This is a genomic window from Halorubrum sp. SS7 (assembly GCF_005435055.1).
In the GTDB taxonomy this organism is placed as follows: Archaea; Halobacteriota; Halobacteria; order Halobacteriales; family Haloferacaceae; genus Halorubrum; species Halorubrum salinarum.
Genome location: NZ_SGXV01000002.1, coordinates 119,801 through 142,532 on the forward strand (window position 1 = coordinate 119,801; position 22,732 = coordinate 142,532).

The following is a 22,732-nucleotide window of genomic DNA, read 5'->3' on the forward strand; positions in this document are numbered from 1 at the left end:
CGCGTGCGGCCCCGGCTCCCGACATGGACGACCGAGTCGCGGCGACCCTGCGCGAGGACCCGACGATGGCCGCGCTGATCGACCGGCACGGCCCCCTCGACGTCGCGCCCGCGGACGACGAGTTCGCGCGGCTCTGTACCTCGATCGTGAACCAGCAGCTCTCGACCGCCTCCGCGGCGGCCATCCACGAGCGGTTCGTGGACGCCCTCGGCGGCGACCCCACCCCGGACCGCGTCCTCGCGGCCGACGAGGCGGCGCTGCGAGAGGCCGGGCTCAGCGCCACGAAGGTCGAGTACCTGCGGAACGTCGCGGACGCCTTCCGCGACGGCGAGCGCGACCTCACTCGGGAGGGGCTGGCGGACCTGAGCGACGCGGCCGTCGTCGACCGACTCACAGAGATCCGCGGCGTGGGCGAGTGGACGGCGCGGATGTACCTGATCTTCGCGCTCGGCCGCGAGGACGTGCTGCCGCTCGGCGACCTCGCGGTGCGGAAGGGGATAGAGCGGATCTACAACGACGGCGAGGAGCTATCGCGGGCGGAGATGCGCGAGATCGGCGAGGCGTGGCGCCCCTACCGGAGCTACGGTACGCGGTACGTCTGGACCGAGTACGAGTCGTGAGCCGGCGACGGGCCGGTGACGGGCCGGCGGCGGTCGAGCGCGGGGCGTCGGTCGCGGACGCGCGGGTCAGTTGGCTTCGCTGCCCTGTCGCGGGCGCCGCCCCTCGCCCTCGACCGGCGCCGGGCCGTCGCCGGCGGCGTCCTCGCGGTACAGTCGGAGCAGCTCTTCGAGGAGGACGGCGTGCCGGTCGCCCGGGACGTACTGGTGGTCGATGAAGTCCTCGGCGTCGCTGAACCGCCCGCGGAGCGCGAGCTTCCGGACGAACGCAACCGAGTCGAAGAACGGCGGCTCCCCCGTCTCGCCGTCGTCGCCGCCGAGCTTCCGCTCCGTCTCGGGGATCACCTCCGCCTCGATCGCGTCGTAGTCGATCGTCGACGGCTCGTACTCGTCGAGCGTCCGCGAGAGCACGTAGTCGGCGGAGAACCGATAGAACTCCGACTTGCTCTCGAACTGCCCCTCGTCGACGAGCGACTCGATCTCCTCGACGACCGGCTCGGGGAATCGAACCGTGCTCTTCACCATATGCCGTCACATTGACACCCCCGGTCTTATACCTTCGCCAGACGAGCCCGACGCCCGAATCGGCGCCGCCAGGGCGGTTTACTCCTCCTCTTCGAGGATTTCGCCCGCCTCGCCGCGCTCGGCCTCGTCGGTGTCGGCGCGCCGGCGCACGTCGACCCGGTAGTCGGTGAGGATGTCGCGGCCGAGCAGCAGCGGGTACTCCATGTGCCCGCGGTCCTCGACGCTCGCGGTGACGGTGTGCTGGTTCCCGCCGATCCCGATGACGAGATCGACGACCGGGCGGGCCTTGCCGCCCTTCACGCTGCCCGACTTGACGCGGGTCATGCTCTTGATCGGGCCGGCGCCGATCTCGGCGGCCAGCTGGGTGTCGATGCTCGTCCGGGTCGCGCCCGTGTCGGACTTCGCGAGCGCCTGCGTCGAGCCGGAGGTGCCGGTGACGACGACCTCCTCGATGTAGCCGATGTCGGGCTGCTCGGTCGTGCTCGGCTTCGGGGCGGGCGCGCAGGACGGGCGCGAGTCGTCGAGCGTCGCGGCGACGCGCTCGACCGCCTCGTCGTCCACCTCGCCGCCGACCGTCTCGATGGCGTGCTTCGCGATGTACGGGGCCGGGCTCGTCCCGGTCGCCTCGAAGAGGCCCTTGAACCCGGCGGTGGGGTTCACCTCCAGCACGTACCAGCCGTCGTACCCCTCGACGAGGTCGACGCCGGCGTAGTCGAGGCCCATCACCTCGGCGGCGTAGAGGGCGGTGTCGGCCGCCTCGTCGGGCATGTCGTCGGTGGCGTCCTCGACCGCGCCGCCGAGCGCGACGTTGGTGCGCCAGTCGCCCTCGGGCGCGTAGCGGTACATCGACCCGACGATCTCGTCGCCGACGACGTACACGCGCAGGTCGCGGTGCTTCTCGTCGTCGCGGTCGATGAGCTTCTGGAGGAACGCCTGCCGGTTGCCGACCTTCGGGTTCACCCGCTCCGTGAGGTCCACCTTCCACGTCCCGCCGCCGTGGGTGCCGATCGCGGTCTTGTACACGCCCACGTCGCCGAACCGCTCGCGGCCCTCGTTGAGGCGGTCGTTCGACAGCGCCAGCAGCGCGTCGGGCACGCGGATGTTCCAGTCGGCGAGCGTCGCGGCCGTGGCGAACTTGTGGATCGACGCCAGCACCGCGTTCGGCTCGTTCAGCATCGGGCGGATGCGCTCGAACGTCGCCGCCAGCCCCAGCAGCTCCGCGGGCTGGTCGGTGTTCGACAGGAGGAGGCGGTTCGCGATCACGTCGACCGCGGGCTCGACGGAGACGTCGCCGTCCTCGACGCTGACGGCGGCGTTCTCCTCGCGGAGCCACACCGGCTCGTGGCCGAGATCCTCGACCGCGTTACAGATCGCCTTCGTCTCCTTGCTGTTGTGCAGCGACAGGACTCCCACCCGAACCGGGTCCGAACTCATAGCGACTCCTGCGCGGGCGTGCCTAAAAGTTCGACCGATCGACTCGGCCGACCGGTCGCCCGGGGAGGGACGGGTCGCCATATATATAGCCCGCCCCCCGCTCCGCTCAGGCATGAGCGACGACCGGGCGTTCACGTACAACGGCGGGGCGGTGCCGCCCGGCGACACGCAGAACATCCGCTACGGCATCAGCGAGACGTACCTCGGCGACCCGGTTCGGATCCCCGTCACCATCGTCAACGGCGAGCGCGACGGGCCGACCGCGTTCCTCACCGCCGCGGCCCACGGCGACGAGCTGAACGGGATCGAGGTCGTCCGCGAGGTCGCCCACGAGTGGGACCTCTCCGAGCTGGCCGGCACGCTCGTCTGTCTCCCCGTGCTCAACGTCCCCGGGTTCCTCGCGCAGCAGCGGTACCTCCCCGTCTACGACCGGGACCTGAACCGGTCGTTCCCGGGGAAGCCCGAGTCGACCAGTTCGAAGCGCATGGCCCACCGGATCTACGAGAACTTCATCGCGCCGTGCGACTTCGGGCTCGACTTCCACACCTCCACGCGCGGCCGGACGAACATGCTCCACGTCCGCGCGGACATGACCGACGAGGCCGTCTACCGCCTCGCGATGGCGTTCGGCTCGAAGGTCGTCATCGACAGCGACGGGCCGAGCGGCACCCTCCGCGGCGAGGCGACCGACGACGGCATCCCCACGATCACGATCGAGATGGGGGAGGCCCACCGCTTCCAGCGCCCCCTCATCGACGACGCGCTCGACGGGGTGCGCTCCGTGTTCGCGGAGTACGGGCTCCTGGAGACCGACGCGGTGCGCTGGCCCGGCTGGCGCACCATCGTCGCCGGCGCGGGCGAGAAGACGTGGCTCCGTGCCGACTCCGGCGGCATCGTCGACACGCACTTCGAGAGCGGGTCGCTCGTCCGCGAGGGCGAGCGCATCGCGACGATCACCAACCCGTTCAAGGAGGACGCGGTCGCGGTCGAGGCCCCGTTCACCGGCCTCCTGATCGGCCTCTTGGAGAACCCGGTCGTCTACCCCGGCAACCCACTGTGTCACCTCGTCGAGATCGGTGAGTCGACCCGCCGGGCGATCGAGGCCGGCAACGCGCCCAGCCCCGTCGGCCAGCCGACGCCGTCTGAGTGAGTCGGTCGGTCGCGCCGTCGCGGCCCCTCATGTTCCGCAGCGCCGTCCTGACTCCCGTCAGTCCCCGCTGAGTCGTCGCGATCCTGTCACTCCCCGTCGAGCCGTCCCCGGAGTCCGACCGCCGCGCCGGCGACGACCGCGAGGAACCCGACCAGGAACGCCGCCGGCTGGAGGAGGACGCGCTGCGCGACGACGGCGCCCGGCTCGCGCTCGACGGTCCGCGTCCAGAACTCGTACCGCTCGCCGTCGCGCTCGACGATCAAGATTCCGTCCCCGAGCGTCGGCTCCGTCGGGTACGACAGCGAGTCGACGCGCTCGTCCGGGCGCTCGACGCCGAAGCCCCCCTCCGGCGAGTCGCGAGCGCGGTCGAACGCCGCTCGGGCGTCGGGCGAGAGGTCGGCGTACGCGACCACGGCGTCCGAGGCGTTCGAGCCGTTCGCCGGCGACTCGAAGCCCGCGACGGACCCCTCGGTCACCGGCTGGACGGTGTGCGTGTACGCGGGGGTCGGCTCGCCGACCGAGACGGGGAGGAACAGCGGGTTCGCCATCAGGAGGACGCCGAGCGCGACGAGCCCGGCGGCCGCGAGCGGGGTGCGCATACGTCGCGTTCGGCGGGCCGAGAGTTGAGCGTTCGGGGTCGCCGCCGCGCTACCGACCGATCGTCCCCTGCCGCGTCACGGGCGCGTCGGGGTCCATCAGGAACGCCACGGCGGTCGCGCCCTCCCCGCCCGCGGTCACGGTCGGCGGGGCGCCGTCGCCGGTCCAGAGGACGCTCTCCGTCTCGTCGAGCGCGACGCCGTCGACGTCGACGGCGCCCTCGAAGACGTACACGTAGGCGTCGCGCCCCTCGATCTCGGGGAGCGTCGCGCCCGCGTCGGCGTCGAGGCGAACGTCGTAGCAGTCCACCGCGTTGCGCACGGTGAACGGGTGGTCGGCGCCCGCGGGCGCGAACACGCGGCGCCACTCGTTCGGCTCCGGGTCGGGCAGCGGCCCGTGCTGGATGCCCGGTTCGAGGCCGAGCTCGTGCGGCCGGACGAATATCTGGAGCATCCGGAGCGGCGGGTCGTCCGCGAGCGTCTCCTCGGCGTGCCAGAACCCCGACCCGGCGTTCATCACGAGGAGGTGTTCGGGGTCCGTGACCAGCTCGTTGCCCTCGCGGTCGTCGTGGCGCATCACGCCCGCGGGCACCCACGAGACGATCTCCTCGTCGCGGTGCTGGTGCATCCGGATCAGCGTCCCGGGGTCCATGAACGACTCGACGACGGTCGAGAGCGGCCCGTAGCCGTGGTCGTCATGGTCCGGCACGTTGCGGCCGGGGAAGTTGAACCGGGTGCGGAACTTCCCCTGATTCTGGAAGACGTCGGAGCGCGGGGCCGGGTGGAGCCCGCGGTCGGCGGCGGTGGGAGTGGAGTCCATTACCAAATGGTAAAATCTCTGCCGGCAAAAGGCGTCCGGTGGGGGCGACGCGCTCTTTTATCCCGCGCACCTCGTTCCGGTACCGTGACGACCGTCCTCTCGGACCTCGACCGCCGCAAGCGCGACGACCGGCCGGACGGGACGTTCTACGACGAGCCGCGGTTCGTCACCCATGCGGACGACGCGTTCCTCGACCGGCTCACCGCGCTGTACGACTCCGTCACCGAGCCCGGCGACCGAGTCCTCGACGCGATGGGCAGCTGGGTGTCGCACCTACCCGAGACCGACTACGAGCGCGTCGTCGGTCACGGGCTCAACGAGGCCGAGATGGCCGCCAACGACCGCCTCGACGAGTTCGTCGTCAGCGACCTCAACGCCGACCCGTCGCTCCCGTTCGCCGACGGGTCCTTCGACGCCGTCTGCTGCGCGCTGTCGGTCCAGTACCTCCAGTACCCCGGCCCCGTGTTCGCGGAGTTCGCGCGCGTCCTCGCGCCGGGCGGGACGGTCGTCGTGAGCTTCTCGAACCGCATGTTCCCGACGAAGGCCGTCCGCGCGTGGCGCGCCGCCTCGATGACCGAGCGCGCCGACCTCGTCGAGCGGTACCTCGACGCGGGCGGGTTCGCGGTCGCCGATCGGATCGCCGAGCGGCCGGGCGAAGACCCGTTCTACGCCCTCGTGGGGACGCTCCCGTGACGCCTCGCCGCGTCGCGGCCGGGGCCTTCAACCTCGCGCTCGCCCTGGCGCTCGGCGCGGCCGCGCGGCTGGCGCACGTCCTCTGGTACCGCCTCTTCGAGACGAGCGTCGGCGTCGACCTCGCCGGCTCCGCCGCGCTCGGCGCCGTGTTCGGCCTCGGCCACGTCCTCGTCGCCTCCGGCGACCGCGTCCTCGGTCGGGCGGCGGAGACCGCAGACTCGCGGGTGTGGCGCCCCCGACGCGTCGCCGCGGCGGTCGCGGTCGGCTTCCTGCTTCACGCGTCGATTGCCCCCGCGTTCACGCGGTTCGGCCTCGAACCTGGCGGCGTCAACGCGGTGCTCGCTGCCGGCGGCGTCGCCGTCGGGCTCTGGTCGCTCGCGGTCCGCCGGGCGGCGCGATAGGGGTAGGCGGACGCGGTAGTGGCCGGCGAACGCGGTAGAGGAATTGGTCGGGGAACGCGCCCGTTCCCCTCGTCAGTCCGCCGTGGACGGCGCGGACTCCAGCCCGGAGCCGCTGGGCGGGCGGAGGACGAACACCGCCGCCCCGGCGGCGAGCGCGAGCGCGCCGCCGAGGAGGAACGTCGGGTTCCAGCCGAGGCTCGCGACGAGGTAGCCGGCGACCGTCCCGGAGAAGACCCCGCCGCCGACCTTCGCGGTGTACAGGACGGCGTAGTTGCCGGAGGAGTTGGCCGAGCCGTAGTAGTCGGCCAAAAGCGACGGGAAGAAGACGTACAGCGGCGAGGAGAAGAACATCGCGCCGAGGACGAACGCGACGAAGACGGCACCGTTGCCCGCCTCGCCGGCCGCCACCAGTCCGACCCGGAAGAGCCCGGCGAGGAGGAACGAGCCCGCCATCACGCGCTTGCGGCTGAAGCGGTCGGTCGCCTCGCCGAGGATCAGCCGCGAGACGCCGGCCGCGACGGGGAGCAGCGTCGCGGAGAGCGTCGCGACGAGCGCCGCCAGCCCGAAGTTCTCCGCGAACCGGACCACGTTCGCGATGACGAGGAGGTCGGCGCTCGCCATCGCGATGAACATCGCGTACAGCAGCCAGAACTGCCAGGTCGAGAGCATCTCCCGCGTCGAGTAGTTACGGCCGCGGATCGACGCGGCCAGCCCGTCGTCCCCGCCGTCGCCGTCGTCGTCGCCCTCGCGGTCCAGCCAGTCCGTCGGCGGGTCCCGGAGGAGGAACGAGCCGACGAGCGTGACGACCAAGATCCCGATCCCGATGTTGCGGAGCACGTCGCTGTACGCCGCCACGGTCGCGTTCGCCCGCACGTACGGGACGACGAGCGCGCTGCCGGCCGCGAACGCCATCGTCCCGACCCCGGTCGTCAGCCCGGTGCGGTCGGGGAACCACTTGACGGCGGTGTTGACCGCGACGGTGTAGACGATGCCGACGCCGACCGCGCCCAGCGAGTAGAGCAGGTACAGCTGCCACAGGCTCGTCGCGTACGCGAGGCCGATGTACCCGCCGCCGGCGAGCACCGCCGCGAGGAAGGTGAGCGCGCCCGGCCCCCGGCTGTCCCGCCACTTGCCCGCGGGGAACTGCGAGAGCGACTGGAACACGACGTAAAACGAGAACACCGCGCCCAGCGCCGGCAGCGCGATGTCGAGGCCCTCGGAGAGCGCCGGCGAGATGGACGACCAGACGTACTGGTACGGGCTCACCGCGGCCATCATCCCGGCCGCGGCCGCGATCTGCCACCAGCGGGAGAAGCCGAGCGTGTCCGCCGCGCGAGCGGCGTAGTCGACGCCGCCCGTCGACCCGTCGCCGCCGTCCGTCCCCTCTCTCTCGCCGTCGGCGTCTCCCGCCGTCGGTTCGCCCTCACCCATCGTCGTCCGTCGTCCGCGTGGTGTCGGTCTGTGTCATGACGTGCGTACCCCCTGTCGGTCCGCGTCTCGGCACCGGTCCCCCGGTCCGGGGTGTTCTCGTTTCCACCCACCGCGCTCGCCGACTAAAACTCGTCGTTGCGGTCGGTCCCCGAGAGCCGCTCGTCGGCCCGGAACCGCCCGCGGTGGGCCGGCGGTCGGTCGCCGCCCGACAACGGTTGGTCGCCGCCCGACGGCGGTCGCGACCCGTCACGCGCCGCCGCGAATAAATTATGATAATCGTCTATCCTGTCGAAAATTGTTAAGAGGACGCCTCTCGTAGCCGTATTCGAACACGGGGCGTCACAGACCGACGCCCGAACCCACACCATGTCCACCGACACCGACGCTGCCGACCCGCGCGACGGAACCGCGACCGCGTCCCGCGACGCCGACCGCCCCGCCCAGTCGCCCGAGACGGGGCGCTTCGAGCGCGTGCTGGTCGTCACGACCGACGACCCCGCGGGACGGGCCGCGGCCTCGGCGGCCGTCGACCTCGCGGCGACGCACGGGGCGACCGTCGACGCGCTGTACGTCGTCGACACGACCGAGGGCTGGGACATGGTCGTCGAGCGCCGCGAGCGGGCCGGCGAGGAGCTCGTCGAGGCCGCCGCGGACGCAGGCGCGGCCGCCGGCGTCGAGGTGGAGAAGTGGTTCCGCTACGGCACGCCGCACCGGGAGGCGGTCGACTTCGCCGCCGCGCACGACGCGGACCTCGTGGTGGTCGGCGCCGCCCGCCGGACCGGGCTCGACCGCCTGCTCCACCCTGACCCGGTCCCGGCCCGCGTCCGGCGCGGCGTCGATGTCCCGGTCATGGTCGTCGGCCCGGACGACGACTGACCCCCGCGGCGACCGGTTAAGTGGTCGCGGTCCCTACGATCGGTGTGACCCACGTAGGCATCGTCGGCGCGGGCGCGGGGGCGGCCGCGGCGGCGTTCGTCATCGACGGCGCGGTCCCGGACGCGGACGTGACGGTCTTCGAGAAGTCCGGCGGGCTCTGCGGGCGCGCGGCCACCCGGCGCCACGAGGAGCTCACGTACGACTACGGCGCGAACTACCTGAAGAGCGACGACGACCGCGTCGTCGAACTGATCACCGAGACGCTCGACGACGAGGGGCTCGTCGACGTGACGGAGCCGGTGTACACCTTCGAGGCGGACGAGACGGTGTCGCCGGGGCGGGACGCCGACGACCACAAGTGGAGCTACCGGCGGGGGCTCACGCAGATCGCGAAGCGCCTGTTCGGCCGCACCGACGCGACCGTCCACCGACGGACCCGGATCGAGACGGTCCGACGCCTGGAGGGCGCGGCCGACGGCGACGGCCGCTGGGAGCTCGTCGACGCGGACGGCGAGACGCGCGGGCCGTTCGACGCCCTCCTCATGAACCCGCCGGCCCCGCAGACGAGGGACCTCCTCGCGACCGCCGAGTGGGACGACCCGCTCCGCGAGACGCTCGTCGAGGCCGTCGGCGAGGTCGAGTACGGCAGCGTCTGGACCGCGGTCCTCCGGTACCCGTTCGAACTCGACGTGCCCTACTACGCGCTCGTCAACACCGACAAGGAGCACGCCGTCGGCTGGATCTCCCGCGAGGAGTGTAAGCCCGGCCACGTCCCGGACGGCGAGACGCTGCTCGTCGTCCAGGCGAACGACGCCTGGTCGACGGCGCGCTACGACGAGGACCCGGCCGAGAACGTCGCCGCGCTCGCGGAGCACACCGCCGACATCGTCGGCGACGAGCGCCTGGCCGACCCGACGTGGACCGACCACCAAGGGTGGCGCTACGCGCTGCCCGAGGGCGGCGTCGACCGCGGTCCGGTCGACTCGGCGCGCGACGCGGGGCTGTACCTGCTCGGCGACTGGGTCGCCGGCGAGGGGCGGCTCCACGCCGCGCTCGCGAACGGGCTCGACGTCGGCGAGCGCGTCGCGTACGGTATCTGAGGGAATCGACGAGAAGGAAATCCGCGGCGAGTCCGCGGCCGCCCTCGGCGTCACCGCTGGGCGAGCGAGTCCCTTCGAAAAGCTGTTCTGCGGTAGTTCGGCGGCGGTTCGGCCGCACGCCGGTCGTTCGCGTTAGTTCGTCGTGATCCGGTACTCGACGGTTCCCAGGCCGGGGAGCGTGAGCGTCCGGACGCGGCCGCTGCGGCGGCGCAGGGTCCGCAGGACGGACCGCGAGACGACGGCGAGCGCGACGGTGCCGGTCAGCAGCGCGACGGTCGCGACGGGGTACGCGAACGCGACGAACGGTGCGACGACGAGCGCGAGGAACGCGAGCGTCCCCAGCGGCGAGCGGCTGCCCGGCGGCGAGTCGGCGCCGATCGGCCGGTGCGTCTCTGCCGAGGTGATAGAGCCTTGGTACATATCTCACCGTACACGCTCGGCCGACTAAAACCTTTCACTTTACAAATAAGTTTTGAGAAACGGTACCACACGTCACGCATTCAGAACATCTGAAACGGTTGTTAACGGGGTGTAAATAGTACCATGGTACTCGTTGGTATACTTCTCATATTTCTGTGAAGTGTCGATACCGAGCGGCCGTTCGGCCCGGGTTCTCCTCCCTCGCCGGCCGGGGCGACCGGTCGCGGACGCCGGCGTCGCGTCACACGCCGTCGAGCGGGCCGACGAGGCGGGGAACGGGTTCGGCGGTGCTTTTATTTCGTTACGACCGCTTTCGTAGATACGAACGGAGCCACACAATGACACTCGACACTCCCACCACCGATCCAGCGGCCGTCGTCTCGGCGCCGGAGCGCAGGCGCGCGGTCGCCGCCCTCGCGGACGGCGCCGTCGAGACGGTCGCGGATCTGCGCGTTCGCGGACGGGCCGACGAGATCGCCGCCGAACTCCGCGAGACGCACCTGCCGGCCTTAGAGGAGGCCGGTTACATCGAGTGGGACCGCGAGGCCGGGACCATCGAGCCCGGCCCCAACTTCGAGGAGGCCGCGAGCCACGTCGACGACCTCCCGATGCCGGGTGTCGAGGCCTCCGACGACTGACCGCCGCGGGCGGTCGAACGGGTGCGGGACCCCGCCGCCGCGGACGCGGCCCGGGACGTTTATGCCCGGGCGCGGGCGACACCCGACAGCGATGGCCGAGCCGATCCTGAAGTGGGCCGGCGGGAAGCGACAGCTGCTCGACGAGCTGTACGCCCGGTTCCCGGCCGAGTTCGGCCGGTACCACGAGCCGTTCGTCGGCGGCGGCGCGGTCTTCTTCGACCTCGAACCCCCCCGCGCGACGGTCAACGACGCGAACCCGCGGCTGGTGAACTTCTACGAGCAGGTCCGGGACCGCCCCGACGAGCTGATCTCGCGGCTCGCGTCGTTCGACGACCCCGAGAGCGACCCCGACCCGGCCCTCCCGTACGCGGAGGAGACGGCCCGCGGCCGGGAGGTGGACGCTTACTACTACCAGCAGCGCGCGCGGTTCAACCGCCGCCCCTACGAGGGCTCGTTCGATCCCTTGGAAGAGGCCGCACTCCTCCTGTACCTCAACCGCACCTGCTACAACGGGCTCTACCGCGAGAACGCGGACGGCGGGTTCAACGTCCCGATCGGTCGGTACGCAGATCCCGACTGGGTCCAGCGCGACCGGATCCGCCGGGCGAGCGACCTGCTCGCCGACGCGGAGATCCGCAACGGCGACTTCGCGTACGTCCTCGACGCGGCCGAGCCCGGCGACGTAGTCTACTTCGATCCCCCCTACGAGCCGATGAGCGCGACCGCGAACTTCAACGAGTACAGCGCCGACGGCTTCGACCGCGAGGACCAGCGCCGCCTGCTCGAGGTCGCCGGCGAGCTCGACGACGCCGGGGTGTGGGTCGTCCTCTCGAACAGCGGCGTGATGTACGACGCCTACGCCGAGGCGGGGTTCCGCGTCGATCGCGAGGGCGCGACCCGCGCGATCAACAGCGACGCGGACAACCGGGACGCGGTCGACGAGATCGTCGCGACGAACGTCCCGCCCGCCGAGCGCCGGGAGGCGGGCCAGCGCGAGCTGTCGGGGTACTGAGCCGAGGGCGGCGCGCCGCCGGGTCGCCCCGGGCCCGTGGTCGCCGCCGTCGGTTTCGGGCCCCTGCGCGGGGCGTTGGGGCGGGCTTTTTGACCTCCCCCGCCGACGGGTCGGGTATGACCGATCTCGACATCGACCTCGTCCTCGTGCCCGTCGACGGCAGCGAGGAGTCACACGAGGCGGTCGACTACGCCATCGCGCTCGCGGCGGAGTACGACGCGAGCGTCCACGCGCTGTACGTCCTCGACGAGGAGGTCGTCCGCGCCATCGACCACGGGGTGGTCGACGAGAGCGAGGTGGCCGACGACTCCGAGGCGTTCACCGACTCCGTCGCCCGCCGCGCGGACGCGGCCGAGGTGCCCCACAGCAACTCCATCGCCTACGGCTTCTCCACGTCGGTGAAGACGGTCCACCCCGGGAGCGTCGTCCTCGACACGGCGGAGGAACTCGAGTCGGACTTCATCGTCGTCCCGCGCGAGCCCGTCTCCGGCGACCCCGGCGAGGTGCTGGGGAAGGCCGCCGAGTACGTGCTGCTGTACGCGAGCCAGCCCGTCCTGTCCGTCTGATGGTCGGCGGCCTCCTCCCCGCGGGCACGACGCTGCCGCCCCTGCCGCACCTCCTCGCCGTCCTGCTCGCGACCGGCGGGGTCGTCGCCGCGCTCCGCCGCCGCCGCCCGCGGGTCACCGCGCGGCGCGTGCTCGCGCTCGCCCCGTGGATGGCGCTGGGCTCCGCGGCCCACGTCCTCTACGTCGTCGACGCGCTCCCGCCGCTCCTCGCCCCGTTCGCCGGTTCGCCGACCGTCTACCTCACCGTGGGAGCGCTCGCGGGCGCGGCGTGGCTCGCCGCCGACGCCGCGCGGCCGGACCGCGTCGCGGCGACGCTCGCGGCCGCCGGCGCGCTCTGTCTCGTCCCCGTCGTCGCGGTCGCGGTCGGGACCGGGGTCTCCCCGGTCGGCGCGCGCTGGTCGACGGTCGCGCTCGCGCTCACGGTCCCGGTCGCCGGCGCCGCCTGGGCCGGGCTGACGCGGCTCCGCCCCGAGGCCGCGGTCACCGGCTCCGTCGGCGCCCTCGCGGTGTTCGGCCACGCGCTCGACGGCGTCTCGACCGCGGTCGGGACCACCCAGCTCGGCTTCGGCGAGCGCACGCCCCTCTCGCGGCTCCTGCTGGAGGTCGGCGGGCTGCCGTCGCTCCCGGTGATCGGGGAGGGCTGGCTGTTCCTGCTGGTGAAGCTCGCGGTCGCGAGCGCCGTCGTGTGGCTGTTCGCGGCGTACGTCCGCGAGACGCCGGCCGAGGGGTACCTCCTCCTCGGGTTCGTCGCGGCGATGGGGCTCGGCCCGGCGGCGCACAACCTCATCCTGTTCTCCGTGGCGGCGTGAGCCCGAGCCGGGCTCAGACGACCGCCAGCGCGAACGCGACCGTGACGCCCGCGAGCAGGACGGCCTGGACGAACGCGCTGGCGAGGGCGCCGACCACCGCGTAGGCCGCCTGCCGGGCGGCCTCGCGCGTGTCGCCGTCGTGCTCGTCGAGGGCGGCGACGAAGACGGTGCCGCCCAGCCCGACGACGAGCCCGATCGGCCCGAGCGGGATCAGGAGCACGATCCCGATCAGCGTCCCGACGACGACGGTCTGGGTCGACGCGCCGCCGAGCCGGCCGGAGACCATTCCGGACACGAGGTCCGCCGCGGAGGCCAGCAGCGAGACGGCGACGAGCGCGACCAGCGCGGGGAGGCTCGGCTCGGCGAAGCCGGTGGTGTACGCGTAGCCGACGACCGTCAGCGCCGCGAGGACGCCGCCCGGCACGAACGGGACGAACGAACTGGCCGTCCAGACGACGAGGAGCGCGATCGCCAGGCCGGCCGCGAGAGAGACCATGCTGACCCGACGCTACGGGCGCTGAAAACACTTCACCTCGATCGACCCGGCGGGGGCGGGTCCGGCGACGCCGTCAGTCCTCTTCCTCGACGACTTCCGGGTCCTCGATGGCCGACTGGAGGGAGTCGAGCCCGTTGACCCACTCGGAGACGAGGCCGTACTCCAGGTCCTCGACGAGCTCGATGTCGAGCGCCTCGCCGTCGATGACGCGCGTGCCGGCCTGGACCACGTAGCCGAGCGCGGCGTCGAGGTCGTCGCCCTCCTCGGCCTCGGCGGCCGCGCGCACGAACTCGCTCACGTCGCCGTCGACGACGCCGCCGACGACGTACTCCTCGGCCGCGTAGAAGACGGGGACGAGCGAGGTCTGGACGCCGTCGATCAGCATCACCTTGTCCTCGTCGTCGAACTCCACGTCGGCGAGGACGATCTCGCGGATGTCGCGGATCTCCTCGACGGCGCGCTCCTCGCCGATGCGGTCGTCGTCGAACGCCGCGAGCACCTTCACCACGGCGATCGCCGCGTCGTCCTGGAGGTTGAGGAGGAGGCGCGCCGAGTCCTCGTTCTCGGGGTCGAGCTCCTCTTCGGCCAGCCTGTCGAGCCAGTTCTGCCAGCGTTCGTCGGTATAGAACGTTTCGACGGCGTCGTCGTCGGTCATGTGCCGTACGTCGCCCGGCCAACTCAAATGCCTTTCCTATCGATCGCCGCGCGAGACCGCGTCTCACCCGCGTGAATCCCGGATTCCCGGCGGCGCCCCCGTCCCGCTGTCGGACGCCTCCGCCCCGGGGTCGATTGCCTCCGTCCCGGGGCCGGCCGCCTCCGTCGCCCTCCCGGACTCACGTCATCGGGTCGTCGCCGAGGTCGGGGTGCTCCCGCGCGAACGCGACGATCCGGTCGACGTACGACTCGAACCGCGGGACGGAGACGTCGGTGTCCGCCAGCGCGTCGCTCGCGTTCGGGCAGCGGTAGCGGGTCGGGTGGTCGAAGTAGTCGATCGTCGCCGGCTCCACGTCGACGCCGCGCGCCGAGAGCAGCCGCGCGGCCGCCTTCGCGACGGGCTTCGGCGTCGGGACCGTGACCGTCCGGCGCCCCGCGGCGTCGCTCATCGCGGCGACGAACGCCGGGACGGTGAGCGGGTCGGGGTCGCAGAGCTGGTACGTCTCGCCGACGGTCTCGGGGCGACCGCTCAGTTCGGCGATCGCGTCGACCACGTAGTCCCGGGGCACGACGTTCAGCTCCGTGTCCGCCGCGCCGGGGATCGAGAACGCGACCGCCAGCCGCCGCGGCTGCGCGAGGAGTAGCCGCAGGAGGTTGTAGGGGCCGTCGAGCTTGTCGGTCTCGCCCGTCTCGCTGTCGCCGACGGCGATCGCCGGGCGGTAGACGGTCGCCGGGAGCCCCTCGGCCATCCGCTCCCGCACCGCGACCTCGGCGCGGTACTTCGTCGCCTCGTAGTGGTTGTTGAACGACTGGCCCTCACGGAGGTCGTCGGCGGTGAACACCCCGTCGTACCGGCCGCTGACGTAGCAGGTGCTGACGTAGTGGAGGCGGTCGACGCCGACGCGCTCGGCCGCGTCGAGGACGTGTTCCGTGCCGCGGACGTTCACCGCCTCCGCGAGGTCGGCGTCGACGCTCAAGTCGTACACCGCGGCGAGGTGGTACACCTCGTCGACGCCGCCGAGCAGGTCGGGGTCGTCGAGCGCCGCGCCCAGCCCGAGGTCCGGCTCCGTGATGTCGCCCTCGTAGAGGTGGACGGCCGCCCCGTCGCCGGCCTCGTCCCCGACGTCGGCGACGATGTCGCGGGCGCGCCGCGCCGCGAGGTCGCGGTACCGGGGCTGGACGAGGCAGGCGACCGGGCCGTCGCCGCGGGCGAGCACGCGCCGGAGCAGCGCCGAGCCGAGGAAGCCGGGGAACCCGGTGAACAGGACCGCCGGCGGCCGCGAGGCCGTCGCCCCGCTCACGGCTCCCCCCGCTCCAGCGTCGCCTCGGTGTCGATCCCGTACACGTCGCGCGGCGTCTCGACGTGCGCCCGGCGGACCGCCTCCTCGTGACCCTCCTCCAGCAGCCAGCGCACCCGCCGGGGGACGGTCTTCGGGCCGAGCACCATCCCCGGGCGGTCGGGGTCGTCCACGAAGTCCGTCTCCATCAGGAACGGCTCGCCCGCCTCGGCGGCGCGCTCCAGCCGCTCCTTGTCGCTCATCACGCTCGGCGTGACGCCCGCCAGCTCGCCCGCGGCGTAGTGTTTCACGACCTTCGAGGGGTCGAGTCCGACCTCGTCGGCGACCGCGGCGAGGTCGGTCAGGTCCTCGGTCGCCTCGGTGTGGAGCTGGACCGCGCAGTCGACTTCAGCGCCCAGCTCGAACGCCCGACGAGTGACCGCGTTCGACGCGTCCCACACCGCGTCGGTCACGTCGTAGTGGGGACGGCCGGACTTCAGCGCGAGCGCGTCGCCGTCCGCGACGTACTCGCTCGCCACCGCCAGGCCGCCGCGCATGAGGTCGCGGGCCGCCTCGGGGGAGAAGCCGCGTTCGTCGACGAGCCGGCTGATCAGTCCGGGGTGGACGCCGAGGACGGGCCACGCGCGCCCCGGGAGCGCCTCCGTCGCGGCCGCGACGGTCTCTAACGTCTCCTCGAAGACGGCGCGGAAGTCGTCGGGCTCGTCGGGCTCGACGCCGAGCAGCCACGAGGGCTTGTTCACGACGAGCAGGTGGGTGCCGCCGAGCCGCGCGAACTCCTCGACGGCCTCGATCCCGCGGCCGTGTCGCGGGTCGAGGTGGAGGTGGTCGTCTAGCACGGGCGTGCCGAGGTCCTCGGTCATGGGCGTGGATTCGGCGGCGACGGATTAGAAGGATCGGTCCGCGGCGTCGTCCGCGCCGTCCGTCTCGTCCGACCTCCGTGCCGACCGCGCTCAGTCGGCGCGGTTCGCCGCGAACTCGCCGTCGGCCCGCGGCACGGTCACGTCGGCGAGGCCGGACTCGATCTCGTCGCGGCGGTCCTCGAAGCGCCCGGGCAGCACCAGGCGCTCGCCGAGCGCGTCCAGCGGCTCGTCGCTCGCGTAGCCGGGGTCCGAGGTGGCGAGCTCGAAGAGGACGCCCGCGAACTCCCGGAAGTACACGGAACGGAACCAGTGCCGGTCGATCTGTTGGGTGGGGCGGAGCCCCATCGACGCGACCGCGTCGCGCATCCCGGACTGGTCGTCGTCGGTCGGGGTCTGGAACGCGACGTGGTGGACGGTGCCGCGCCCGGAGCGCCCGCGGCGGTCGACCTCGACCACGTCCACGTACTTCCCGACGGAGCCGCCGGCCTCGAACCGGGTGCGGTCGCCGTCCGTGCTCGCGTCGGCCTCAGTCAGCCCCATCGTCCGGAGGAGGCGCTCGGTGCGCTCGGGCTCGTCGATCCACAGCGTCACCGAGTGGAAGCCGCGGATCGCTGCCGACTCGGGGACGTGCGCGGTCCACGCGGTCGTCGGGTCGTCGTCCGGAATCTCGACGGCGACGAGCTCCACGGGGAGCCCGTCGGGGTCGCGGAAGGGGAGCACCGTCTCGCCGAAGCGCTCCTCGCGGGCGTCGTAGTCGACGCCCCGCTCGTCGAACCGCTCCTCCCAGTAGTCGAGGCTCCTCTCGGGCACTCGGAACGCGGTGCGGGAGACCTGCCCGGAGCCGACCTCGCCCTCGGGGAGGTCCGTCCACGGGAAGAAGGTCATGCTCGTGCCGGGCGTCCCCTCGGCGTCGCCGTAGAAGAAGTGGTACGTGCCGGGGTCGTCCTGGTTGATCGACCGCTTCACGAGGCGGAGCCCGAGCGTCTCGACCCAGAAGTCGAGGTTGCGCTGCGGGTCGCCCGCCACGCAGGTCACGTGGTGGATCCCCGGCGTGGGGGTCGGGCCGTCGCTCGCGGGTCGGTCGGCGCCGTCGTCGGTGGCGTCTGTCATGCCCCGCACTACGTCGCGGAGGGACTTGAATCGGCGCGGACACGGGTGTTACCGGGTCCCGACTGCGGCCGACGGGCGGCTCACCGCGTCCGCGCCATCGCCCGCTCGATCCGGTCGCGCAGGCGCTCCAGCCGGTCGCCGACCGTCCCGACCGCGGCGAGGACCGGATACGAGGCGTCGAGGTCCTGATAGCAGTACGTCGCGAAGTCGATATCGTCCCCGATCGCGAGCCGGCGCTCGTGGTCGGCGAGCACGCGCTGGCGCCGCGCGGCGATCCGGTCGCAGTCCTCGACGAGCGCCTCGGTCCGAGTCCGACAGGCGTCGAGCGCGCCGAACCCGGCGGCCGCCGCCGCGGCGTCGCCGTCGCCGAGCTCGTCGTCGATGGCCGCGACCTCCGAGCGGACGGGGTCGAGCCGGGACCCGGCGCGCTCGACCGACTCGACCTCGGACTCCAAGGCGTCGAGGAACGCCTCGCGCTCCTGGACCGCGGTCTCGACGGCGCTCAGGAGCGAGCGCTTGTACGCCTCGTGGAAGCTGTCCGTCCGGGTGAGCGCGTACGCGATCTCGGGGCCGAACTCGGCCGCGACGCTCCGCTCGTAGGTGTCGTCGTACTCCGCCTCGTAGTGCGGCACGGACATCACCGTCGCCCGGTACGCGTCTCGGACCGCGACGAGGCTCGACCCGGGCGACGCCGCCCCGCCGGCGCCGCCGTCGGGACCGCCCGCCGCCCCGCCGATCGCGCCGCCCGCGCCGCGGGTCGGATCCATCGCGGCGGGACCCGCCGCGGTCGCGTTCCCGTCCTCGGTCGGGACCGACGAGACGCGGCCGCGGAACGCGCGGAGGGCCTCCCGCTCGTCGACGGTCCGGCGGCGCTCGACGCGGAGCGCGGCCCGCGCCGCCCGGATCGGATCGCTCCCCTCGTCCGCGTGGGTCGCTGCCATACGTCGCGGCACGCAGAGTCCCCTCGTAAACGCTTATATGAGGGGTCCGGCGCGCGCCCGAGCGGTCCGCACCGCTCCGGAGCGCTATATACCACGCACGCGATCCGGGCCGTCGCGGGCGCCGCGGCGCCCGGGGTGAACAGCGACTTTACCGCTCCGGCCCCGACAGCCGGTATGGAGACGGTGTCCCTCGCCGAGGCGTTCGGCTCGTTCGACGAGACGTGGTCGCCGCGGCTCGCGGCCGAGCTCAACGGACAGGCGGTCAAGCTCGCGAAGGCGGACGGGGAGTTCGTCTGGCACAGCCACGCGGACGCCGACGAGCTCTTCTTCGTCCACGACGGCCGGCTTCGGATCGAGTTCCGCGATGCAGACGACGCGGTGCTGGAAGCCGGCGACTTCACCGTCGTCCCGCGCGGGACCGAGCACCGGCCCGTCGCCGAGCCCGAGGCCGAGATACTCCTGTTCGAGCCGAGCGAGACGCGCAACACGGGCGACGTCGAGACCGACGAGACCGTCACCGACGTAGAGCGGCTGGACTGAACGTCGGGCGCCGGACCGCGTCAGGTCGCGACGGCCCGCGCGAGCGACCCGAACAGCGGGAGCGCCAGCCCCGCCCCGACCGCGACGTAGGTGATCGGCCGCATCCCCGGCACCGCCGCGGCCGCCGGGCCGAGCGAGACCGCGAACGCGGCGAGGGCGACGACGCCCGCGCCGAGCGCGTACGCGACGCCGCGGCGGACCGTCGGCGCGGCGAGCGACGCGAGCGCACCGAGCGCGATCAGTCCGAGCCAGTGGACCGACGCGAGCGCGACGCCGACCGCCACGGCGGCGATGACCGTGACCGCGTGCGCCCGCGGCTCCGTCCTGACGCGCTCCAGGGGCGACGACGCGTCGCTCATCGCGACCCCTCCGTCGGCTCGAACCGCACCGCCGGGTCGCCGCCCCCGCCGAGCGGCATCGGGCGCTGGTCGTTGGCGAGCCAGCGCCGGAGCTGGTCGTCGTAGTGCTCGGAGAAGTAGTCGCCCGAGTTCCCGCCCGGGAGGACCGCGGTGGCGTCGGTCCCCGGCCGCACCACCATCCGCCAGCTCGACCCGACGGACGACTCGACGCGGTAGTTCTTCACCGTGGCGGGCGAGCCGTCGGCGGGCAGCGCCTCGTAGTTCAGGAACGGCGCCTCGCCGCCGACCGGGTGGGTCATCGCCCGCGTGGTGTTGTAGTCGCCGTACGCCTCCCAGCCCGCCTCGTCGACCTCGGCGAGCGCGTCGCGGAGGGCGGCGACCGCGAGGTCGGCCCGCGAGCGGCCGTCGAACAGCGGGTCGTCGTCGGGGAGCCGCGCGAGCGTCCAGTCGCTTGGGTAGTAGGAGTCGTCGAGGCCGGCCTCGCCGAACGCGGGGCCGAAGACGCGCTCGCGGAACGCCGGCAGGTAGCGGGCGAAGAGCAGCGCGCCGCGGGCGTCGCGCGCCATCCGGTAGTCCCAGTCGTCGAGGGCGTCGGCCGCGTCGACGAGCGCCGGGTCGGGATCGGACCGGTCGCGCACGGCCGCGACCAGTTCCGGGACGAGTTCCGGCGCGCGACCGTCGCGCACGTCGCTCTGGAGCCCGCGGTGGAACTCGGGGTCGGTCGTCCCCCCGTCGGCCGTCCGCTCGGCCAACCGGTCGGCGATCCGCGCGCCGCGGTACGGGGTCGCGTAGTCGACGCCGACGTAGTGGATCGGGTCGTCGATCGGGCGCTGGTTCGCCGTCGAGAGCGCGTCGGGGTCGATCGCGTGCGGCTTCTCCTCGAAGGGGACGAACCCCTCCCACGAGGACTCGCCGAACGGCTCGAACCCCTCCCACTCCCCCTCGCCCGCGGAGCCGTCGAAGATCCGGTCGCCGTCGACGACCTCCCCGTCGGTCCGGCGGATCGGCAGCCGGCCGGTCGCGAAGTAGAGCGTCCGCCCGTCGGCGTCCGCGTACACGAGGTTCTGTGTCGGCAGGTCGAAGTCGCGGGTGGCTTCGAGCAGGTCGTCTATCCCCTCGCTGCGCCCGTACGCCTCGATGGCGGTCGTGGTGCGCGTCGCCGTGTGGCCGGTCCACGCGACGCCGACCGTCCGCCCCTCGCGCTCGATCAGCGGGCCGTGGACGGTGCGGCGCACGCGGAGCTCGCGGTCCTCGCCGCCCGCGACCGGGATCGTCTCGCGCTCGTCGACCTCGAATGGCCGCCACTCGCCGTCGTACCGGTAGCGGTCGCCCGCCTCGTCGATCTCGTACCGGTAGCAGTCGAGCACGTCGGCCCCAAGATTGGTGAACGACCACGCGCCGCGGTCGTTCGCCCCCGCGATGACGAAGGGCACGCCCGAGAACGTCGCGCCCCGCACCGAGCGCTCGGGGGTGTCGACCGACTGTTCGTACCACAGCGGCGGCGCCTGAAGCGAGAGGTGCGGGTCGTACGCGACGGTCGGCGTCCCGCTCGCGGTGTGCTCGCCCGAGACGACCCAGCTGTTCGAGCCGACGCCGGTCGGCGACTCGAACCCCGAGAGCCAGTCGGTCAGGGCGGGGTCGACGGGGTCGACGGAGTCGCGCTCCCAACCGTTCGAAGCTCGCTCCCGGCCGTTCGAAGTCCGCTCCCCGCGCTCGCCCGCGTCGGCCAGCGCGGACTCCCGCGCCCCGTCGAGCCGCGTCTCGGTCCCGTCGAGGATCGGGTCGTCGTGGTCGTACCGCGTCGGGAACAGGGTCGCCGCGCGCTCCGGGCCGAGGCGGTCGGCGACGAGCGCGCGACGCAGCTCCGAGAAGCTCCCCGTGAGCGTCCACGATATCTGCTTCTCCATCAGCATCGAGTCGACCGGGGTCCACGGCTCGGGCTCGTAGCCGATCAGCTCGAACTCCAGCGGGAGCGGGAGGTCGTCCATCGCGGCGTTGACGCCGTCGGCGAACGCCTCGACGAGCGGGCCGGCGCGGGTGTCGGCGACCGCGTCCCAGGTGACCGCGGCGGCGTCGGCGAAGCCCATGGCGACGTTGAACTCGTCGCTGTCGAGCGTCGCCTCGCCGATCACCTCTGAGAGCCGGCCGCGCATCACCCGGCGCTGGAGGTCCATCGCGAACAGGCGGTCGAACGCCTGGCAGTACCCCACCGCGAAGTACGCCGCGGGCTCCGCGTCGGCCTCGACCTGCGGGACCCCGAACTCGTCGCGAGAGACGCTCGCCGCCCCGTGCGGGCTCTCGACCGTCTCCGGGAGCGACCGGTCGGCCGCGTCCCACGCCTCGCCCGACAGCGGGGCGAACGAGTCGAGGAGGTCGGCCGCGTCGCTCGCCGCCAGTCCGGCGCTGCCGGCCGCGAGGACGCTCGCGAGGACCGCGCGGCGCGTGGTGTCGCGTGTCACTCCCCGACCGAGGCCGCGGTCCCTCATTATTATTCGGGTCCGTCCGCGGCGGGAAACGTACATCCGTCGGCCGGTCGTACGACGGTCCGATGGAGGTCGCGCTGATCACGGTCGGAGACGAGCTGCTCTCGGGCGACACGGTGAACACCAACGCGAACTGGCTCGCGGCGGAGCTGAGCGAGCGCGGCGTGGCCGTGTCGCGGATCCTCTCGATCCCCGACGACAGGGCCGAGATCGCGGACCGGGTCAGCGAGTACGCGGCCGACTTCGACGCCGTGATCGTCACCGGCGGGATCGGCAGCACCCCGGACGACGTGACCATGGAGGCGGTCGCGGACGCGTTCGACCGCGAGATGGCCCCGACCGACCTCACGCGCGAGTCGGTCGAGCGCCGGCTGGCCGCGATCCGCGAGCGCGTCCCCGACCGCGAGTTCGACGTCGATGTCGCGGCCGAGGCGTCGGTCCCCGAGGGGGGCCGCCCGCTGGTGACCGAGGCCGGGCTCGCGCCGGGCTGCGTCGTCGAGAACGTCTACGTCATGCCCGGGATCCCGGACGAGCTGAAGGCGACGTTCGAGACCGTCGCCGACGAGTTCGCGGGCGACCGGCGCTCGCGGTTCCTCTACACCGTCGAGCCGGAGTCGAACATCATCGACGCCTTAGAGGAGTCGATGGAGCGGTTCGACGTCGCCGTCGGCTGCTACCCCGACCGCGAGGCCGACCACAACCGGCTCAAGGTGACCGGGACCGACGACGACGCGCTCGACGCGGCCGCGGCGTGGCTGCTGGAGCACGTCGACGCGAGCGAGACGCCGGTGTCCCGGGACTGGTGAGGACGGGTGCGCTCGCGGACCGGTTCGGGCCCTCTCGCCGGTCCGGCGATCCGAACACACAGCCGCGGGCGGGTTTTGTGTGCGTGCCATGTATCGG

General features: G+C 72.8%; 26 protein-coding genes. 12 read left to right on the top strand and 14 right to left on the bottom strand.

The window, feature by feature from the left end; translation table 11 throughout:
- Positions 1 to 23 precede the first annotated feature (23 nt).
- Complete coding sequence (locus EXE44_RS03045) at positions 24 to 620, top strand: DNA-3-methyladenine glycosylase (RefSeq protein WP_137715908.1); 597 nt, start codon at positions 24 to 26, stop codon at positions 618 to 620.
- 66 nt (positions 621 to 686) lie between these two features.
- On the opposite strand, the gene EXE44_RS03050 is transcribed toward EXE44_RS03045, so the two are convergent.
- Positions 687 to 1,142, bottom strand: a complete 456-nt coding sequence (locus EXE44_RS03050) for a hypothetical protein (protein WP_241991784.1) — start codon at positions 1,140 to 1,142, stop codon at positions 687 to 689.
- A gap of 78 nt (positions 1,143 to 1,220) precedes the next feature.
- Positions 1,221 to 2,576, bottom strand: coding sequence for a RimK/LysX family protein (locus EXE44_RS03055; RefSeq protein ID WP_137715909.1), 1,356 nt, complete (start codon positions 2,574 to 2,576; stop codon positions 1,221 to 1,223).
- A gap of 112 nt (positions 2,577 to 2,688) precedes the next feature.
- On the opposite strand from EXE44_RS03055, the gene EXE44_RS03060 reads away from it, so the two are divergent.
- Positions 2,689 to 3,726, top strand: a complete 1,038-nt coding sequence (locus tag EXE44_RS03060) for a succinylglutamate desuccinylase/aspartoacylase family protein (RefSeq protein ID WP_137715910.1) — start codon at positions 2,689 to 2,691, stop codon at positions 3,724 to 3,726.
- A gap of 86 nt (positions 3,727 to 3,812) precedes the next feature.
- Here EXE44_RS03060 and EXE44_RS03065 read toward each other — a convergent pair whose 3' ends face one another.
- Both EXE44_RS03065 and EXE44_RS03070 read right to left on the bottom strand, forming a co-directional pair.
- Positions 3,813 to 4,325, bottom strand: a complete 513-nt coding sequence (locus EXE44_RS03065; protein WP_137715911.1) for a hypothetical protein — start codon at positions 4,323 to 4,325, stop codon at positions 3,813 to 3,815.
- 49 nt (positions 4,326 to 4,374) lie between these two features.
- A complete protein-coding gene (locus EXE44_RS03070) occupies positions 4,375 to 5,142 on the bottom strand; it encodes a pirin family protein (protein ID WP_137715912.1) in 768 nt (255 codons plus the stop codon).
- 84 nt (positions 5,143 to 5,226) lie between these two features.
- On the opposite strand from EXE44_RS03070, the gene EXE44_RS03075 reads away from it, so the two are divergent.
- Together EXE44_RS03075 and EXE44_RS03080 are read left to right on the top strand one after the other, a co-directional pair.
- On the top strand, positions 5,227 to 5,835 hold the full coding sequence (locus EXE44_RS03075) for a class I SAM-dependent methyltransferase (protein WP_137715913.1): 609 nt from the start codon (positions 5,227 to 5,229) through the stop codon (positions 5,833 to 5,835).
- Positions 5,832 to 6,236, top strand: a complete 405-nt coding sequence (locus EXE44_RS03080; protein ID WP_137715914.1) for a hypothetical protein — start codon at positions 5,832 to 5,834, stop codon at positions 6,234 to 6,236. Before EXE44_RS03075 ends, EXE44_RS03080 begins: the two co-directional genes overlap by 4 nt.
- Before the next feature lie 72 nt (positions 6,237 to 6,308).
- Here EXE44_RS03080 and EXE44_RS03085 read toward each other — a convergent pair whose 3' ends face one another.
- Positions 6,309 to 7,667 (bottom strand): OFA family MFS transporter, encoded by a 1,359-nt coding sequence (locus tag EXE44_RS03085; protein WP_137715915.1) that lies wholly within the window; start codon positions 7,665 to 7,667, stop codon positions 6,309 to 6,311.
- A 366-nt stretch (positions 7,668 to 8,033) separates the two neighbouring features.
- Here EXE44_RS03085 and EXE44_RS03090 point away from each other — a divergent pair, with 366 nt between their 5' ends.
- The gene (locus EXE44_RS03090; protein WP_137715916.1) at positions 8,034 to 8,543 is read left to right on the top strand and encodes a universal stress protein; all 510 of its coding nucleotides are present in this window, start codon (positions 8,034 to 8,036) and stop codon (positions 8,541 to 8,543) included.
- Positions 8,544 to 8,587: 44 nt separating this feature from the next.
- A complete protein-coding gene (locus EXE44_RS03095) occupies positions 8,588 to 9,643 on the top strand; it encodes an NAD(P)/FAD-dependent oxidoreductase (RefSeq protein WP_137715917.1) in 1,056 nt (351 codons plus the stop codon).
- 132 nt (positions 9,644 to 9,775) lie between these two features.
- On the opposite strand, the gene EXE44_RS03100 is transcribed toward EXE44_RS03095, so the two are convergent.
- On the bottom strand, positions 9,776 to 10,063 hold the full coding sequence (locus EXE44_RS03100; protein ID WP_121563854.1) for a hypothetical protein: 288 nt from the start codon (positions 10,061 to 10,063) through the stop codon (positions 9,776 to 9,778).
- A 338-nt stretch (positions 10,064 to 10,401) separates the two neighbouring features.
- Between EXE44_RS03100 and EXE44_RS03105 the strand changes: the two genes are divergently transcribed.
- The 4 genes from EXE44_RS03105 (at position 10,402) to EXE44_RS03120 (ending at position 13,088) form a co-directional block, all read left to right on the top strand.
- A complete protein-coding gene (locus EXE44_RS03105; protein WP_121563856.1) occupies positions 10,402 to 10,701 on the top strand; it encodes a hypothetical protein in 300 nt (99 codons plus the stop codon).
- A 91-nt stretch (positions 10,702 to 10,792) separates the two neighbouring features.
- Entirely contained in the window at positions 10,793 to 11,713 is a 921-nt protein-coding gene (locus EXE44_RS03110) for a DNA adenine methylase (protein ID WP_137715918.1), read from the top strand.
- 116 nt (positions 11,714 to 11,829) lie between these two features.
- Complete coding sequence (locus EXE44_RS03115; RefSeq protein WP_137715919.1) at positions 11,830 to 12,279, top strand: universal stress protein; 450 nt, start codon at positions 11,830 to 11,832, stop codon at positions 12,277 to 12,279.
- Complete coding sequence (locus EXE44_RS03120) at positions 12,279 to 13,088, top strand: DUF63 family protein (RefSeq protein WP_137715920.1); 810 nt, start codon at positions 12,279 to 12,281, stop codon at positions 13,086 to 13,088. The genes EXE44_RS03115 and EXE44_RS03120 overlap by 1 nt, the downstream gene beginning before the upstream one ends.
- 13 nt (positions 13,089 to 13,101) lie before the next feature.
- On the opposite strand, the gene EXE44_RS03125 is transcribed toward EXE44_RS03120, so the two are convergent.
- From EXE44_RS03125 to EXE44_RS03150, 6 genes are all read right to left on the bottom strand, one after another.
- Positions 13,102 to 13,584 carry a DUF456 domain-containing protein gene (locus tag EXE44_RS03125; RefSeq protein ID WP_137715921.1) on the bottom strand — a complete coding sequence of 161 codons (483 nt, stop codon included), beginning with the start codon at positions 13,582 to 13,584 and terminating at the stop codon, positions 13,102 to 13,104.
- Between the two features lie 73 nt (positions 13,585 to 13,657).
- Positions 13,658 to 14,239: a DUF2150 family protein gene (locus EXE44_RS03130; RefSeq protein WP_121563866.1), complete on the bottom strand. Its 582-nt coding sequence runs from the start codon at positions 14,237 to 14,239 to the stop codon at positions 13,658 to 13,660.
- Positions 14,240 to 14,417: 178 nt separating this feature from the next.
- Positions 14,418 to 15,539, bottom strand: coding sequence for an SDR family oxidoreductase (locus tag EXE44_RS03135; protein WP_137715922.1), 1,122 nt, complete (start codon positions 15,537 to 15,539; stop codon positions 14,418 to 14,420).
- Positions 15,536 to 16,396: a TatD family hydrolase gene (locus EXE44_RS03140; protein WP_137715923.1), complete on the bottom strand. Its 861-nt coding sequence runs from the start codon at positions 16,394 to 16,396 to the stop codon at positions 15,536 to 15,538. The genes EXE44_RS03135 and EXE44_RS03140 overlap by 4 nt, the downstream gene beginning before the upstream one ends.
- A 90-nt stretch (positions 16,397 to 16,486) precedes the next feature.
- Complete coding sequence (locus tag EXE44_RS03145) at positions 16,487 to 17,506, bottom strand: ring-cleaving dioxygenase (protein WP_137715924.1); 1,020 nt, start codon at positions 17,504 to 17,506, stop codon at positions 16,487 to 16,489.
- Positions 17,507 to 17,586: 80 nt separating this feature from the next.
- Complete coding sequence (locus tag EXE44_RS03150; protein WP_137715925.1) at positions 17,587 to 18,447, bottom strand: hypothetical protein; 861 nt, start codon at positions 18,445 to 18,447, stop codon at positions 17,587 to 17,589.
- Positions 18,448 to 18,621: 174 nt separating this feature from the next.
- Between EXE44_RS03150 and EXE44_RS03155 the strand changes: the two genes are divergently transcribed.
- Positions 18,622 to 18,987 carry a cupin domain-containing protein gene (locus tag EXE44_RS03155; RefSeq protein WP_137715926.1) on the top strand — a complete coding sequence of 122 codons (366 nt, stop codon included), beginning with the start codon at positions 18,622 to 18,624 and terminating at the stop codon, positions 18,985 to 18,987.
- A gap of 20 nt (positions 18,988 to 19,007) precedes the next feature.
- On the opposite strand, the gene EXE44_RS03160 is transcribed toward EXE44_RS03155, so the two are convergent.
- Complete coding sequence (locus EXE44_RS03160; protein WP_137715927.1) at positions 19,008 to 19,346, bottom strand: hypothetical protein; 339 nt, start codon at positions 19,344 to 19,346, stop codon at positions 19,008 to 19,010.
- Positions 19,343 to 21,805, bottom strand: a complete 2,463-nt coding sequence (locus EXE44_RS03165) for a penicillin acylase family protein (RefSeq protein ID WP_137715928.1) — start codon at positions 21,803 to 21,805, stop codon at positions 19,343 to 19,345. The genes EXE44_RS03160 and EXE44_RS03165 overlap by 4 nt, the downstream gene beginning before the upstream one ends.
- 89 nt (positions 21,806 to 21,894) lie before the next feature.
- On the opposite strand from EXE44_RS03165, the gene EXE44_RS03170 reads away from it, so the two are divergent.
- Positions 21,895 to 22,635 carry a molybdopterin-binding protein gene (locus EXE44_RS03170; protein ID WP_137715929.1) on the top strand — a complete coding sequence of 247 codons (741 nt, stop codon included), beginning with the start codon at positions 21,895 to 21,897 and terminating at the stop codon, positions 22,633 to 22,635.
- Positions 22,636 to 22,732 lie beyond the last annotated feature (97 nt).

Coding starts and splice junctions, on each gene's coding strand:
- EXE44_RS03045 (WP_137715908.1), top strand. CDS start 24: ATGGACGACCGAGTCGCGGCGACCCTGCGCGAGGACCCGACGATGGCC.
- EXE44_RS03050 (WP_241991784.1), bottom strand. CDS start 1,142: ATGGTGAAGAGCACGGTTCGATTCCCCGAGCCGGTCGTCGAGGAGATC.
- EXE44_RS03055 (WP_137715909.1), bottom strand. CDS start 2,576: ATGAGTTCGGACCCGGTTCGGGTGGGAGTCCTGTCGCTGCACAACAGC.
- EXE44_RS03060 (WP_137715910.1), top strand. CDS start 2,689: ATGAGCGACGACCGGGCGTTCACGTACAACGGCGGGGCGGTGCCGCCC.
- EXE44_RS03065 (WP_137715911.1), bottom strand. CDS start 4,325: ATGCGCACCCCGCTCGCGGCCGCCGGGCTCGTCGCGCTCGGCGTCCTC.
- EXE44_RS03070 (WP_137715912.1), bottom strand. CDS start 5,142: ATGGACTCCACTCCCACCGCCGCCGACCGCGGGCTCCACCCGGCCCCG.
- EXE44_RS03085 (WP_137715915.1), bottom strand. CDS start 7,667: ATGGGTGAGGGCGAACCGACGGCGGGAGACGCCGACGGCGAGAGAGAG.
- EXE44_RS03090 (WP_137715916.1), top strand. CDS start 8,034: ATGTCCACCGACACCGACGCTGCCGACCCGCGCGACGGAACCGCGACC.
- EXE44_RS03100 (WP_121563854.1), bottom strand. CDS start 10,063: ATGTACCAAGGCTCTATCACCTCGGCAGAGACGCACCGGCCGATCGGC.
- EXE44_RS03105 (WP_121563856.1), top strand. CDS start 10,402: ATGACACTCGACACTCCCACCACCGATCCAGCGGCCGTCGTCTCGGCG.
- EXE44_RS03110 (WP_137715918.1), top strand. CDS start 10,793: ATGGCCGAGCCGATCCTGAAGTGGGCCGGCGGGAAGCGACAGCTGCTC.
- EXE44_RS03115 (WP_137715919.1), top strand. CDS start 11,830: ATGACCGATCTCGACATCGACCTCGTCCTCGTGCCCGTCGACGGCAGC.
- EXE44_RS03120 (WP_137715920.1), top strand. CDS start 12,279: ATGGTCGGCGGCCTCCTCCCCGCGGGCACGACGCTGCCGCCCCTGCCG.
- EXE44_RS03125 (WP_137715921.1), bottom strand. CDS start 13,584: ATGGTCTCTCTCGCGGCCGGCCTGGCGATCGCGCTCCTCGTCGTCTGG.
- EXE44_RS03130 (WP_121563866.1), bottom strand. CDS start 14,239: ATGACCGACGACGACGCCGTCGAAACGTTCTATACCGACGAACGCTGG.
- EXE44_RS03140 (WP_137715923.1), bottom strand. CDS start 16,396: ATGACCGAGGACCTCGGCACGCCCGTGCTAGACGACCACCTCCACCTC.
- EXE44_RS03145 (WP_137715924.1), bottom strand. CDS start 17,506: ATGACAGACGCCACCGACGACGGCGCCGACCGACCCGCGAGCGACGGC.
- EXE44_RS03150 (WP_137715925.1), bottom strand. CDS start 18,447: ATGGCAGCGACCCACGCGGACGAGGGGAGCGATCCGATCCGGGCGGCG.
- EXE44_RS03155 (WP_137715926.1), top strand. CDS start 18,622: ATGGAGACGGTGTCCCTCGCCGAGGCGTTCGGCTCGTTCGACGAGACG.
- EXE44_RS03160 (WP_137715927.1), bottom strand. CDS start 19,346: ATGAGCGACGCGTCGTCGCCCCTGGAGCGCGTCAGGACGGAGCCGCGG.
- EXE44_RS03170 (WP_137715929.1), top strand. CDS start 21,895: ATGGAGGTCGCGCTGATCACGGTCGGAGACGAGCTGCTCTCGGGCGAC.